This is a genomic window from Mycolicibacterium sp. XJ2546, from assembly GCF_053483195.1.
This window is the reverse complement of the sequence record NZ_JBEFRW010000003.1, coordinates 467,477-479,808: the sequence shown is the minus strand read 5'-3', so window position 1 is coordinate 479,808 and position 12,332 is coordinate 467,477. Positions and strand designations below refer to the sequence as shown.

Annotated in this window: 15 protein-coding genes; 6 read left to right on the top strand and 9 right to left on the bottom strand. The window is 67.6% G+C overall.

Features of this window, described 5'->3' with window-relative positions; translation table 11 throughout:
• Nucleotides 1–41: 41 nt before the first annotated feature.
• The 3 genes from ABQE44_RS08775 to ABQE44_RS08765 all read right to left on the bottom strand — a co-directional run bounded on the left by ABQE44_RS08775 (nt 42) and on the right by ABQE44_RS08765 (nt 4,152).
• Nucleotides 42–476, bottom strand: coding sequence for a hypothetical protein (locus ABQE44_RS08775; protein ID WP_448429185.1), 435 nt, complete (start codon nt 474–476; stop codon nt 42–44).
• Nucleotides 477–922: 446 nt separating this feature from the next.
• Complete coding sequence (locus ABQE44_RS08770; RefSeq protein WP_448429183.1) at nt 923–2,152, bottom strand: class I SAM-dependent RNA methyltransferase; 1,230 nt, start codon at nt 2,150–2,152, stop codon at nt 923–925.
• A complete protein-coding gene (locus tag ABQE44_RS08765; protein ID WP_448429181.1) occupies nt 2,149–4,152 on the bottom strand; it encodes an APC family permease in 2,004 nt (667 codons plus the stop codon). The genes ABQE44_RS08770 and ABQE44_RS08765 overlap by 4 nt, the downstream gene beginning before the upstream one ends.
• Nucleotides 4,153–4,229: 77 nt before the next feature.
• Here ABQE44_RS08765 and ABQE44_RS08760 point away from each other — a divergent pair, with 77 nt between their 5' ends.
• Nucleotides 4,230–4,901, top strand: coding sequence for a potassium channel family protein (locus ABQE44_RS08760; RefSeq protein WP_448429179.1), 672 nt, complete (start codon nt 4,230–4,232; stop codon nt 4,899–4,901).
• Between the two features lie 9 nt (nt 4,902–4,910).
• Nucleotides 4,911–5,576, top strand: coding sequence for a potassium channel family protein (locus ABQE44_RS08755; RefSeq protein ID WP_448391109.1), 666 nt, complete (start codon nt 4,911–4,913; stop codon nt 5,574–5,576).
• 105 nt (nt 5,577–5,681) lie between these two features.
• On the opposite strand, the gene ABQE44_RS08750 is transcribed toward ABQE44_RS08755, so the two are convergent.
• Together ABQE44_RS08750 and ABQE44_RS08745 are read right to left on the bottom strand one after the other, a co-directional pair.
• Nucleotides 5,682–6,401 carry a DUF3159 domain-containing protein gene (locus ABQE44_RS08750; protein ID WP_448391108.1) on the bottom strand — a complete coding sequence of 240 codons (720 nt, stop codon included), beginning with the start codon at nt 6,399–6,401 and terminating at the stop codon, nt 5,682–5,684.
• On the bottom strand, nt 6,398–6,766 hold the full coding sequence (locus ABQE44_RS08745; protein ID WP_448391107.1) for an OB-fold nucleic acid binding domain-containing protein: 369 nt from the start codon (nt 6,764–6,766) through the stop codon (nt 6,398–6,400). Before ABQE44_RS08745 ends, ABQE44_RS08750 begins: the two co-directional genes overlap by 4 nt.
• Before the next feature lie 133 nt (nt 6,767–6,899).
• On the opposite strand from ABQE44_RS08745, the gene ABQE44_RS08740 reads away from it, so the two are divergent.
• Nucleotides 6,900–7,628 (top strand): alpha/beta hydrolase family protein, encoded by a 729-nt coding sequence (locus ABQE44_RS08740; RefSeq protein WP_448391106.1) that lies wholly within the window; start codon nt 6,900–6,902, stop codon nt 7,626–7,628.
• Between the two features lie 17 nt (nt 7,629–7,645).
• Here ABQE44_RS08740 and ABQE44_RS08735 read toward each other — a convergent pair whose 3' ends face one another.
• Nucleotides 7,646–8,380, bottom strand: coding sequence for a DUF3710 domain-containing protein (locus tag ABQE44_RS08735; RefSeq protein ID WP_448391105.1), 735 nt, complete (start codon nt 8,378–8,380; stop codon nt 7,646–7,648).
• On the bottom strand, nt 8,380–8,844 hold the full coding sequence (gene dut, locus ABQE44_RS08730) for a dUTP diphosphatase (RefSeq protein WP_448391104.1): 465 nt from the start codon (nt 8,842–8,844) through the stop codon (nt 8,380–8,382). Before dut ends, ABQE44_RS08735 begins: the two co-directional genes overlap by 1 nt.
• 25 nt (nt 8,845–8,869) lie before the next feature.
• Here dut and ABQE44_RS08725 point away from each other — a divergent pair, with 25 nt between their 5' ends.
• The gene (locus ABQE44_RS08725; protein ID WP_448429177.1) at nt 8,870–9,355 is read left to right on the top strand and encodes a DUF3093 domain-containing protein; all 486 of its coding nucleotides are present in this window, start codon (nt 8,870–8,872) and stop codon (nt 9,353–9,355) included.
• A 21-nt stretch (nt 9,356–9,376) separates the two neighbouring features.
• Here ABQE44_RS08725 and ABQE44_RS08720 read toward each other — a convergent pair whose 3' ends face one another.
• Nucleotides 9,377–9,679 carry a DUF4193 domain-containing protein gene (locus ABQE44_RS08720; protein ID WP_448391102.1) on the bottom strand — a complete coding sequence of 101 codons (303 nt, stop codon included), beginning with the start codon at nt 9,677–9,679 and terminating at the stop codon, nt 9,377–9,379.
• Nucleotides 9,680–9,842: 163 nt separating this feature from the next.
• Here ABQE44_RS08720 and cei point away from each other — a divergent pair, with 163 nt between their 5' ends.
• A complete protein-coding gene (cei, locus tag ABQE44_RS08715; protein ID WP_448429175.1) occupies nt 9,843–10,502 on the top strand; it encodes an envelope integrity protein Cei in 660 nt (219 codons plus the stop codon).
• Here cei and ABQE44_RS08710 read toward each other — a convergent pair.
• Nucleotides 10,499–11,344: an inositol monophosphatase family protein gene (locus ABQE44_RS08710; RefSeq protein WP_448429173.1), complete on the bottom strand. Its 846-nt coding sequence runs from the start codon at nt 11,342–11,344 to the stop codon at nt 10,499–10,501. The genes cei and ABQE44_RS08710 overlap by 4 nt on opposite strands.
• A gap of 101 nt (nt 11,345–11,445) precedes the next feature.
• Between ABQE44_RS08710 and ppgK the strand changes: the two genes are divergently transcribed.
• Nucleotides 11,446–12,255, top strand: coding sequence for a polyphosphate--glucose phosphotransferase (gene ppgK / locus ABQE44_RS08705; protein ID WP_448429171.1), 810 nt, complete (start codon nt 11,446–11,448; stop codon nt 12,253–12,255).
• The last annotated feature ends 77 nt before the right edge of the window (nt 12,256–12,332 follow it).

Here is a 12,332-nt window from a genome sequence, read left to right as displayed (position 1 = left end):
TTCGACTCATGAGTGCCGACTCGAGCACCCCTGCGCCGTAACTAGACGGCTATCCCTTGAGCGTTGCGCAACTGAGCTTCTCGTTGCACAGCGCGCTCCTGTTCTCTGGTGAGTTCCAGCGCTACGCGGATTCCATCCCGGTAGCCCGCTGCCACATCGTCGTGAGACTCCGCGCGTAGCGCCTCAGAGAGACGCTGTGAGATCGTGCGGAGCGCGGCCAACGTCCTGGTGCGCAGACGTTGCGACCAGCGCTCCCCGTTGCGCGAAGCGTTCGTGAAATCCAATGCAATGACTGCCATTTGATCGAGGACACAGATTCGCGCGAATCGAAGTGCCGCGGTGTAGCCCTTGCGGTGCGCGGCGCTGGGGTCACCGGCCGATGCGCCACCTGCCTTGACCAACGCCTGCTCCAGTGCATCCAACGCGGTGCGATCGACCGATGTCGCCGCTTCCCCCGGCAGCTCCGTGCGCCTCATCACGGCGTCCACTTGTTCTACGTCCCTTCTTGGTTAGCTATCGACTGCTCAAAGCAAAGAGTTTGTACATTGCGGTGTCGCAATTAGTTAAAACGCAACCGGCGTGGAAAAAAATTTCTTTGAGTTCGCGCTGGGATTTTGTCATGTATCGAGAAGACGATGTCCGCACAGTAAATATCGGCCCTGGAACCGCGCCTCAGAGCCGATAGTTTGTGCAGGTCAGATCAGTCACGACTGACCAGAGCGCATACGCTTCGGAAGGAATTCCTCAGTCGCTTCGACCTTGGCTCGTTTTTCTGCCCGACGCTCTTTAATCGACTTCCCGGGCTTTTTCGCAGATTGTTTAGCCATCGTTGCTCCTTTTCACAGTGGCAACCATCACTTGGTCCGACCATACCCGAGAAAAAAATAAAAGCCAGCCTGGTGCTAGGTGGTTTCGCCGCTGCTCAGCGGGTCAACACCGCGACACTCTCGACGTGGTGTGTCAGCGGAAACGAGTCGAAGACCCGCACCTGTTCGACGGTGTACCCGTGACCCAGATACAGCCCCACGTCACGCGCGAACGCGGCCGCCTCACATCCGATGTGGATCACCCGAGGCACCCCGGCGTCGGCCAACAACTTGATCACCTCGCGGCCGGCGCCCGACCGCGGCGGGTCGAGCACCGCGACGTCTGCGCGCCGCCGTTGGGCCTTCAATGCGCGGCGCACGGAATCGGTGACCACCGACACCCAGCCCATGTCGGCCAGCGCGGCACGTGCCGCGCGCGAGGACGCGCGTGACGTGTCGACGGTGACGACCCGGCCGGTCTCGCCGACGGCCTCGGCGAGCACCGCGGCGAAAATTCCTGCGCCCCCGTACAAATCCCACGCGGTCATCCCGCGTTGCAGCTGCGCATAGCCGGCCACCAGCTGGCTGTAGGTCTGCGCCGCGTCCCGGTGGGCCTGCCAGAACCCCGTGACCGGCACCTTCCAGGTTCGTCGCCCGAGCAGCTGCAGTGCTTCGTAGTTGCCCTCGATCACCTGCGTGGCGGGGGCCCTGCGCTCGGTGCGCGTCCCCGATTGCACGACGTGGCGGGCGCCGTCGTCGTCGAGTGCGACGTGCACCTGGGCACCCACCGGCCAGGAGCGCTTGTCGAGCCCGTCGAGCATGCCTGCGGGCAGTTGCGCACAACCGAGTTCGGTGACCACCTCCGAGCTGTGATAGCGGTGAAAGCCGAGCTGACCATCGGCGGAGCTGTGCAACCGCACCCTGGTCCGCCAACCGGTGGCACTCCCTTCACCCAGGGGTTCGGCGGTGGCCTGTTCCTCGTCGAGCCAGCGGTAGCCGCCGAGCCGGGCCAGTTGGTTGGCGACCACGAATCCCTTCAGCCGTCGCAGTGCCGCCGGCGCGGCGAACGCCATATCGCAACATCCTGCGCCGTCGACGCCAGCGATCGGACAGATGGACGCGACCCGGTCGGTCGACGGTTCGATCACCTCGACGGTGTCGGCGTGCCAGTACTTTCCGTGGTCGGCGGCACCCTCCCTCAACCGCACCCGCACCGTCTCCCCGGGCAGCGCGTGCCGGACGAACACCACGCGCCCGTCATGGCGGGCCACACAGCTGCCCCCGTTGGCCGCGGGCCCGGTGGTGAGCGTGAGATCGGCCGGGGTCGCGTCGAGCGGTTCGGTCACTCCAGGAAACCCCTGCGCACGTCGCCCGGGGCGGACTGCGGCTGCATGGTCTTGAGCCGCTCCGAGGAATTCAACTGCCACGGAACCGATGTCACCATCACGTTCGGCTCGAACAACAGCCTTCCCTTCAGCCGCAGTGCGCTCTGGTTGTGCAGGATCTGCTCCCACCAGTGACCGACGACGTACTCCGGGATGAACACCGTCACCACCGTGCGCGGCGACTCCTTGGACACCCGCTTGACGTAGTCGATTACCGGGCGGGTGACCTCCCGGTAGGGGGACGCGATCACCTTGAGGGGCACGCTGATGTCGCTGTTTTCCCACTTGTGTCGCAGGGCACGCGTCTCGGCGTCGTCGACGCCGACGGTGATCGCCTCCAGCACGTCCGGACGGGTGGCCCTGGCATAGGCCAGCGCGCGCATGGTCGGCAGATGCAGTTTGGACACCAGCACGACCGCATGGTTGCGGCTGGGCAGCACCAGGTCACCGATTTCGCCCGCCTGTTCCTCGAGTTCACGCGCGACGGTGTCGTAGTGGCGCCGGATGAGCCGCATGATCCCGAACAGGGCCGCCATCGCCAGGATCGCGATCCAGGCGCCCGCGACGAACTTACTCACCACCACGATGACCAAGACCGTTCCCGTGCACACCAATCCGACCGCGTTGATCGCTCGGGACCGCATCATCTTGCGGCGTGCGACGGTGTCGGTCTCGGTGCGCAGCAGCCGCGTCCAGTGCCGCACCATGCCCGTCTGGCTGAACGTGAACGCGACGAAAACCCCGACGATGTAGAGCTGGATCAGCGAGCTCACCTGCGCGCCGAACGCGACGACGAACGCGATGGCCGCCAAGGCCAGAAACAGAATGCCGTTGGAGAACGCCAACCGGTCACCGCGGGTGTGCAGTTGGCGCGGAAGGTAACGGTCTTGGGCCAAGATGTCGCCGAGTAGCGGGAACCCGTTGAAGGCGGTGTTGGCCGCCAGCGCCAGGATCAGGGCCGTGACCGTCGTGATCAACAGCAACCCGAGAGAAAAATCGTGGAACACCGCGTCGGCCAGCTGGGCGAGCAACGTCTTCTGTTGGTAGTCCGGCGGCGCCCCGACCAGTTGCTCATGCGGGCGCTCGGCGATCTGCACACCTGTCTCGTTGGCCAACATGATGGTGCCCATGAACAGCGTGACCGCCAGCGCACCCAACAACGTCAGCGTCGTGGCCGCGTTGCGCGACTTCGGTTTCTGAAACGCCGGCACCCCGTTGCTGATCGCCTCGACGCCGGTCAGCGCCGCGCTGCCGGACGAAAACGCCCGCGCGACCAAGAAAACCAGCGCGAACCCGAGGACATCGCCGTGCTCGGGCTCCATCTCGAAATCGGCCGACTCCGCCTGCAACGGCTGACCGAGCAGGTAGAGCTGGATGAAGCCCCAGCCGAGCATGACGAACATACCGATGAGGAACAGGTACGTCGGGATCGCGAACGCGGTGCCCGACTCGCGCACACCCCGCAGGTTCATCGCCGCCAGGAACAAGATCGCCACCACCACGAACGACACCTTGTGCTGGTTGACGAACGGCACCGCGGAGCCGATGTTCGACATCGCCGACGACATCGACACCGCCACCGTCAGCACGTAGTCGACCAGCAGCGCACTGGCCACGGTGAGCCCCGCGGTCGGTCCCAGGTTGGTGGAGACCACCTCGTAGTCGCCGCCGCCCGAGGGGTAGGCGTGCACGTTCTGCCGGTAGCTGGCAATGACGATCAACATGACCGCGGCCACGACCAGCCCGATCCAGGGCGTCATCGAGTACGCGGCGAGGCCCGCGACCGACAGAACCAGAAAGATCTCCTCCGGCGCGTAGGCCACCGACGACAACGCATCGGAGGCGAACACCGGGAGCGCGATCCGCTTCGGTAGCAGCGTGCGCGAGATCTTGTCGCTGCGGAACGGTCTGCCGAGAACCAACCGTCGTGCGACGGTCGAAAGCTTGGACACGAGTGCCAAGGGTAAGCCTGACGGCCGATAACCGCGGGAAAGCGGTAGCGTTCCGACTGCGCGATTCGAACAGGAAGGACCGTCAGGTGCGGGTAGTGGTGATGGGCTGCGGCCGGGTGGGGGCGTCGCTGTCAGACAGCCTGGCCAGAATCGGTCACGATGTGGCCGTTATCGACCGCGACAGCACCGCGTTTCACCGGCTGTCCCCGGAGTTCCCCGGGGAGCGGGTGCTCGGTATGGGATTCGACCGCGACGTGCTGCTGCGGGCGGGCATCGAGGAGGCCGGCGCGTTCGCCGCGGTGTCCTCCGGCGACAACTCCAACATCATCTCGGCGCGGGTGGCGCGCGAGACGTTTCGCGTCGAGCGGGTGGTCGCCCGTATCTACGACGCCAAACGCGCCGCCGTGTATGAGCGGCTGGGCATTCCGACCGTCGCGACCGTGCCGTGGACCACCGACCGGCTGCTCAACGTGCTCACCCGCGAAACCGAGACCGCGAAATGGCGCGACCCCACCGGCAACGTCGGCGTGACCGAGCTGGCCTTGCACGAGGACTGGGTCGGACGGCCGATGACGGATCTGGAGACCGCCACGGGCGGGCGGGTCGCGTTTCTGATCCGGTTCGGTGCGGGCGTGCTACCCGACACGAAGACCGTGGTCCAGGCCGGCGATCAGGTGTTCATGGCCGCCATCGCCGGCCATATCGCCGAAGCGCTGGCGATCGCGGCGTTGCCGCCCAGCGAGGACATCGAGGGCTAGAGAGACGCTATGAAAGTCGCCATTGCCGGTGCCGGCGCCGTCGGCCGCTCCATTGCCCGCGAACTCGTCGACACCCACGACGTGACCCTGCTCGAACGCAACCCCGACCACATCGACGTCGACGCGGTCCCCGCCGCCCAGTGGCGGCTCGGCGACGCCTGCGAGCTCACCCTGCTGGAGGCCATCAAGCTCGAGGGGTTCGACGTGGTGATCGCGGCCACCGGCGACGACAAGGTCAACGTCGTGGTGAGCCTGCTGGCCAAGACCGAGTTCGCGGTGCCCCGGGTGGTGGCCCGGGTCAACGACCCCCGCAACGAATGGCTGTTCGACGAGAGCTGGGGCGTCGACGTCGCGGTATCGACGCCGCGGATGCTGGCCTCCCTGGTCGAGGAGGCCGTCGCGGTCGGTGATCTGGTGCGGCTCATGGAGTTCCGCAAAGGCCAGGCCAACCTGGTCGAGATCACGCTGCCCGACGACACCCCGTGGGGCGGACGGCCGGTCAAGCGCCTCGAACTGCCCCGCGACTGCGCGCTGGTGACGATTCTGCGCGGTCCGCGGGTGATCGTGCCCGAGTCCGACGAACCGCTGGAGGGCGGCGACGAGTTGTTGTTCGTGGCCGTCGCCGAAGCCGAGGACGACCTCAAGGCGTTGCTGCTGAACCGCCAGCCGCGCTGATCTCGGGCACCGGTACGCGCGAGCAGACGCCAACCCCAAATTGGGGGGCTCAGGGGTTTACGCGACTGCTCGCCAGAGAAGGTGGCGGGCTGGCGACCAGTGGCTTCAGTGGGCATCCGATTGGGCCACGCCGTCACGCTCGGTGTGCGCGGCGTCGACGTTGGTGCCCGCAGTGCCTGCCTGCTCAGCCTCGTGGGCACGGATGGCGCGCTGGGCCGAACGGATCGCCAGATAGGTGACCAGCGCGGCGACCGCGGTCAGCGGCCAGCCCATCGCGATGCGCGCCGCGCCCAGCCAACCGGTCTGGTCCGCGTCGTACAGGTGGTGCTGCACGACGAACCGCGAGGCGAAGACCAGCACCCAAACCAGCGTGGCCGCGTCGAACACCCGCACCGCCTTGCGCACGTCGCGCCAGCCGCGGTCGTGCCCGCTGACCCATGCCCATACAAAGCCGACGACGGGCCGGCGCACCAGCACCGACAGCGCGAACACCGACGCCCACAGCAGCGACGTCCAGATGCCCAGCAGGAAGTAGCCCTTCGACTCCCCCATCGCATAGGCGATCAACGCGCAGATGCCGACACCGAAGAAGCCGGAGACCGCAGGCTGCGCGGTCTCGCGGCGCGCCAGCCGCCACACCAGGATGAGCGCGGCCACCGCCAGCGCCGATATGACCGCGGGCACCAGCCCGAACAGCGATGACGCCGGAACGAACACCAGCACCGGCAGCGATGAGTAGATCAGTCCGCTGATGCCGCCTACCTGGGCGAGGACGGCGTTGATCTTGTTGCTCGGTTCACCCGGTACGGTTCCGGGCTCGCTCACTTCTGAATCTCGTAATGCGGGTTGTAGATGGCCTTGGAGCCGTTGTCGAGCTTGCCGACTCGGCCGTGCACCTTGAGGGTGCGGCCCGACTCGATACCGGGGATGCGGCGCTGGCCCAGCCAGACCAGCATCACGGAGTCGGTGCCGTCGAACAGTTCGGCCTTGACACCGGTGCTGCTCTTACCGTTGCACTCCACGCTGCGCAGTGTGCCGATCATCGTCACTTCCTGACCGCGTTCGCAGTCGATCGCCTTCTGTGCGCCGGTACTCGCGGCTTCGTCGCTGAACTCTTCGACATCGAGTTGCTCCGGGTCCTCCGTCAACCGCCGCGTGAGCCGGCGCAGATACCCTTCGGCCGTAGCCATGGCCTCTCCTGACCTTTCGCAGATCTTCCATAGATCTACCCAATCAACGCCACCGTAGACCTGTTGGTTCCGATATGCCACGCGGGGTGGAGTCGCCACGCCGGGCGATTTCGCGGCTTGGCACGATCGTCGAATGGCCGTCAATCTGCGTGGGGTGACCGTGGTGCTGCTGCCCGGCACCGGGTCCGACGACAACTACGTTCATCGGGCATTCTCGGCCGCGCTGTGGGACGCGGGCGCGGTGATGGTCACCCCGGCGCCGGAACCCGACCGGCTCGTCGCGGGCTATCGCGAGGCGCTGCGCGACGCCGGCCGCGACGGCGCGATCGCGGTCGGCGGGGTGTCGATCGGCGCGGCGGTGGCCACCGCGTGGGCGTTGGAGCATCCGGGGCAGACCGTGGCGGTGCTCGCGGCGCTGCCGGCGTGGTCGGGATCCCCGGAAACGGCGCCGGCCGCGATGGCTGCGCGCCACTCCGCGCAGTTGCTGCGCGATGACGGGCTCGACGCGGCCACCGCGACGATGCGGGCGTCGAGCCCGCGCTGGCTGGCCGACGAGTTGGCCCGCTCATGGGCCGCGCAGTGGCCCTCGCTGCCCGACGCGATGGAGGAGGCCGCGGGCTACGTCGCACCGACCTGCGACGAGTTGACCCGACTCGCGGCCCCGATGGGTGTGGCCGCCGCAGTCGACGACCCCGTACATCCCGTCGACGTCGCACGGCAGTGGGCGCAAGCCGCGCCGCGGGCCGGGCTGCGCACTTTCACGCTCGACGAGATGGGGGCCGACCCAGCGGTGGTCGGCGCCGCGTGTGTGGCAGCGCTTGGGGCCTGCGATTTCGGCGCGCTAAAGCCCGCTGAGGGGTGATCAGCGCGCCGAAATCCCTAACCGCCGGTGATCGTGCGCAGCTGCTGCATGGCCGAGCCCTGCACGCTGCGCCGCGCGGCCGGTTCGGTCAGCGGCGGCTGCTGACCGCCCTGCTGTGCCTGCTGGGCGGCGGCCTGCTCGGCGGCGACGCGCAGTTGTTCGGCCATCGGCTCGGGCAGCTCCACGGTTAGCGGGGTGCGCACCGGCATCGGAGTGTCGCCGCGGCGAACCACGGTGTCGGCCAACGCATTTCGTGCTTCTTCGGCCAGCGCGTCGATGGTCTGCTGGGTGCCGTTGACGACGCAGCGGATCATCCAGCGGTAGCCGTCGACGCCGATGAACCGCACCACACCGGCCTGATTGGCGTCGCCGGCGGCCACCCCGACGATCTCGCGACCCCACGGGCCGTCCTGGATGCTCACCGACGGCACGTCCTTGCGCAGCGACTCGGCCAGTTCGGTGGCGATCTCGCGCCACAGCCCAGTCGACTTCGGCGCGGCGTAGGCGGCGATGGTGAACCGGCCGTTGGGCGTGACGACCCACACCGCGCTGGGCACGCCCTGCTGGGACACTTCCACCTGCACCTGGCCGCCCTCGGGCAGCGGGATCAGCACCGAGCCCAGGTCCAGTCGGCCCACCGCGGCCACCGACGGGTCGTCGAAATCGTCGATGTCGAAGGGACCTTCGAGCTCATCGTCTACTGCGCCGACCTCGTCGGGGGTGTTGTCGTTGTCTTGTTTACCGAATGCCATCACAAACTCGCATGTCCGCCGGAGGAACCGTGGCCGCCGTCGCCACGGGATGTGTCAGCCAGGCCCGCCTCGTCGAATGACGTCACCTCCACCAGCTCGGGCAGTTCGACGCGCTGCACGAGCAACTGTGCGATCCGGTCGCCGCGGTGCACGAGAATCGGCGCCTGGGGGTCGAGGTTGATCAGCGCCACCTTGATCTCACCACGGTAGCCGGCGTCAATGGTACCCGGGCTGTTCACAATCGAAAGCCCAACGCGGGCAGCCAAACCCGAACGGGGGTGGATCAGCCCGACCATCCCGTGTGGGATGGCGACCGCGATGCCGGTCGGAACGAGTGCCCGCTGGCCGGGGGCCAGTTCGACATCGACCGCGCTGTAGAGGTCGACGCCCGCGTCGCCCTCATGCGCACGGTGGGGCATGGGCAGATCTGGGTCCAGACGCACGACCGCCAAAGTGGTGGACACGACGTCAGAGATTACCCTTGGCCGCGTGTCAGACACGCGTGCCACGTCCCAAACCGTGCGCTACCGGGAACGGTTGTGGGTGCCCTGGTGGTGGTGGCCGCCGGGCCTCGGCTTCGGCGCGCTGCTCGCATTCCAGGTGAACCAGGGGGCGCCCGGCCTGCCGGGCTGGGCGCCGTTTGCGGTGTTGCTGCCGGTCGCCGCCATCACACTGCTGTGGCTCGGCAGGACCGAGGTGCGGGTGGTCAGGGACGCCGACGACACCGAGCTGTGGGTGGGCGCGGCGCACCTGCCGATGAGCGTGGTGTCGCGCTCCGCGGAGGTGCCGCGCAGCGCCAAGTCCGCGGCGTTGGGCCGCCAACTCGACCCGGCGGCTTACGTCATGCACCGGGCATGGGTGGGCCCCATGATTTTGTTGGTTCTCGACGATCCCGACGATCCCACCCCGTACTGGCTGGTCAGTTGCCGTCACCCGGATCGTGTGCTGACCGCGTTGCGCGGCCCGCAGCAATAGCAGACCCCCAAACCGCACCCGTCAGGCCGCGCAGTCGCTGCAGAGCATCACACCGTTCTTTTCGCTGGCCAGTCGGCTGCGGTGGTGTACCAGGAAGCAGCTGGAGCAGGTGAACTCGTCAGCCTGCTTCGGAATGACGCGCACCGACAGCTCCTCGCCGGAGAGGTCGGCGCCTGGCAGCTCAAAAGACTCCGCGGACTCCGATTCGTCGACGTCAACGACGGCAGCCTGGGCCTCGTTGCGCCGCGCCTTCAGTTCTTCCAGCGAGTCTTCTGAGACGTCATCAGTCTCAGTTCGCCGTGGGGCGTCGTAATCGGTAGCCATCCTCGTCCCCTCAGATAAACGTTGCAGCAGAGCTTTGTACCAGCGTCGAACGCATCCACCAAATGATTCGTGCCCGTATTGGCACAGGTTCTACTGTGATTTACGTCACACCTCGGTAGGCGCCGCCCGAGGGACTCTAGACCACTGCCTCTAGAGTGCAACCGTGGTCGCGCAAATCACCGAGGGAACCGCGTTCGACAGGCACGGTCGCCCGTTCCGTCGGCGCCATTACGTACCGGCAACCGTGATGTTCGTCGCACTGGCGATCGTGACGCTGTTGGTCTGGGTCATCGCCCTGAACCGGCCGGCCGATGTGCACGAGGCTACGGTGTGCAACCCGCCGCCGGCGCCGACGGATCCCGCCGCGCCGCCACCGCCGCCGCTCGGCGAACAGGTGTCGCGCGCGGAGATGACCGAGGTGATGCCGGCCAAGCTCGCCGAGACCAAGATCCGCGTCCTCAACGCCAGCGGCCAGGGTGGTCAGGCCGCCGAGGTGGCCAGCGCCCTGCGTGACCGGGGATTCAACGACCCGACCGCCGAGAACGACGCGATCTACGTCACCGCCAGGCTCGAGTGCCACGGCCAGATCCGGTTCGGTCCGTCCGGGCGGGCCGCGGCGGCCGCCGTCTGGCTGGTCGCGCCCTGCACGGAGCTGTTCGAGGACGAACGCCCCGACGACACCGTCGATCTTGCGCTCGGCACCGAGTTCACCGAGCTCAGCAGCGGCGACGATATCGAGGCGATGTTGGCCAGCCTGCGCCCAGACGCCACCCAGCCGCCCGACCCGGGGCTGCTGTCTGAGATCCACACCGCGGCCTGCTAGACCAGGCCCACCGCGGCGGTGAGCGCGTCGGCGATACCGGGCGCGGCGGCCAGAACCATTCCCGACGTGCCGGTCGGAAGGTCATCGGGCGGCAGCCGCACTGTCGCGCCGGCCTCGGCCGCAATCAGCGCACCCGCGGCCCAGTCCCACAGCGCAACGCCCTCTTCGTAGTAGCCGTCGAGTTGTCCGGCGGCCACCATGCACAGATCGAGCGCGCACGAGCCGATGCGCCGGATATCGCGCACGGCGGGCACGATCTTGGTCAGCAGCTCGGCCTGCCGTCGGCGGTGCTCGACGTCATAGCCAAATCCGGTGCCTACCAATGACATTGACAGCTCAGTGGCGGTGCTGCACCGCAGCGGGGTCGTCTGTCCGGCCCGGTGCAGCAGCGCGCCGTGCCCGACGGCGGCCGAGTACAGCGCACCGGTGGGCACGTCGGCGACCGCACCGGCCACCGATGCGCCGTCGCGCTGCACCGCGACCGACACCGCATACGCGCCGATCCCGTAGACGAAGTTCACCGTGCCATCGATGGGATCGAGCACCCAGGTGAGCTGTCCGTCGGCCACGGCGGGCGATCCGCCCTCCTCCTCGCCGAGTACCGGTTCGCCGGGACGTAGCACCGCCAGCCGGGCCCGTAGTAGCCGTTCGGTCTCGGTGTCCACGACGGTGACGGGATCGGTCGGGGTGCTCTTGGCCCGCACGGCCGACCCGGAGTTCGGGTCGGCGGCGGTATCGCCGAACACCTCGCCGCGACGTCGTGTCACGAACGCCGCGGCCTCATCGGCGAGCTGTTCGGCGACCTTGCGCAACTGCACGGGATCGGAGTTGATTTCGCTCACATCCCTATCGCAGCACAATGGGCGTCGATGCCCCGTCCGAACCCCGCTGAACTACTAAGGTGTGGGGCGCATGACCTGCCTGCCCTCGTAGAGGAGCGCGAATGACCGCGACCGATTCCCCACCCGCCGACCCGTCGACCAACGGAGGTAAGCAACGTCGCGGCTTCGGCGTCGACGTCGGCGGAAGCGGCGTCAAGGGCGGCATCGTGGACCTCGACACCGGCGCGCTGATCGGCGAACGGTTCAAGCTCGCCACCCCGCAGCCCGCGACTCCCGACGCGGTGGCCGAGACCATCGCCGCGGTGGTTCGCGAGTTCGGCTGGACCGAGTCGCTCGGGGTCACCTACCCCGGTGTGGTGGTCGACGGCGTCGCCCACACGGCCGCCAACGTCGACAAGGGTTGGATCGGCACCAACGTGCGCGACGCCATCAGCGCCCATCTCGACGGGCAGCGCGTGACCGTCCTCAACGACGCCGACGCCGCGGGACTCGCCGAGGAAAAATTCGGCGCCGGTCGCGACAACACCGGGGTGATCGTGCTGCTGACGTTCGGCACCGGGATCGGTTCGGCGGTGATCCACAACGGCGCGCTGCTGCCCAACACCGAGTTCGGCCACCTCGAAGTCGGCGGCAAGGAAGCCGAGCATCGCGCCGCGTCCTCGGTGAAGGAAAAGAAGGGCTGGAGCTACGAGCGCTGGACCCGCGAGGTGACGAAAGTGCTGGTAGCGATCGAAAACGCGATCTGGCCCGACTTGTTCATCGCCGGCGGCGGAATCAGCCGCAAGGCCGACAAGTGGCTCCCGTTGCTCGAGAACCGCACCCCTGTGGTAGCGGCTTCGCTGCGCAACACCGCGGGAATCGTCGGTGCCGCGATGGCCGCTGAGGTCGACGTCACAGCTACCGCCAAGTAGGCGCGCCCGGCGGGTTTGAATTTGCCGCTCAGGACAGCCGTCTCCCACACTGTCGTTACAATGGTCGACGGCGGCCG

Bases quoted from the DNA above. Each gene is read 5' to 3' on its own strand.
- ABQE44_RS08775 (WP_448429185.1), bottom strand. From the start codon at position 476: ATGAGGCGCACGGAGCTGCCGGGGGAAGCGGCGACATCGGTCGATCGC.
- ABQE44_RS08755 (WP_448391109.1), top strand. From the start codon at position 4,911: ATGAAAGTCGCCATTGCCGGTGCCGGCGCCGTCGGCCGCTCCATTGCC.
- ABQE44_RS08745 (WP_448391107.1), bottom strand. From the start codon at position 6,766: ATGGCTACGGCCGAAGGGTATCTGCGCCGGCTCACGCGGCGGTTGACG.
- ABQE44_RS08740 (WP_448391106.1), top strand. From the start codon at position 6,900: ATGGCCGTCAATCTGCGTGGGGTGACCGTGGTGCTGCTGCCCGGCACC.
- ABQE44_RS08735 (WP_448391105.1), bottom strand. From the start codon at position 8,380: ATGGCATTCGGTAAACAAGACAACGACAACACCCCCGACGAGGTCGGC.
- ABQE44_RS08720 (WP_448391102.1), bottom strand. From the start codon at position 9,679: ATGGCTACCGATTACGACGCCCCACGGCGAACTGAGACTGATGACGTC.
- ppgK (WP_448429171.1), top strand. From the start codon at position 11,446: ATGACCGCGACCGATTCCCCACCCGCCGACCCGTCGACCAACGGAGGT.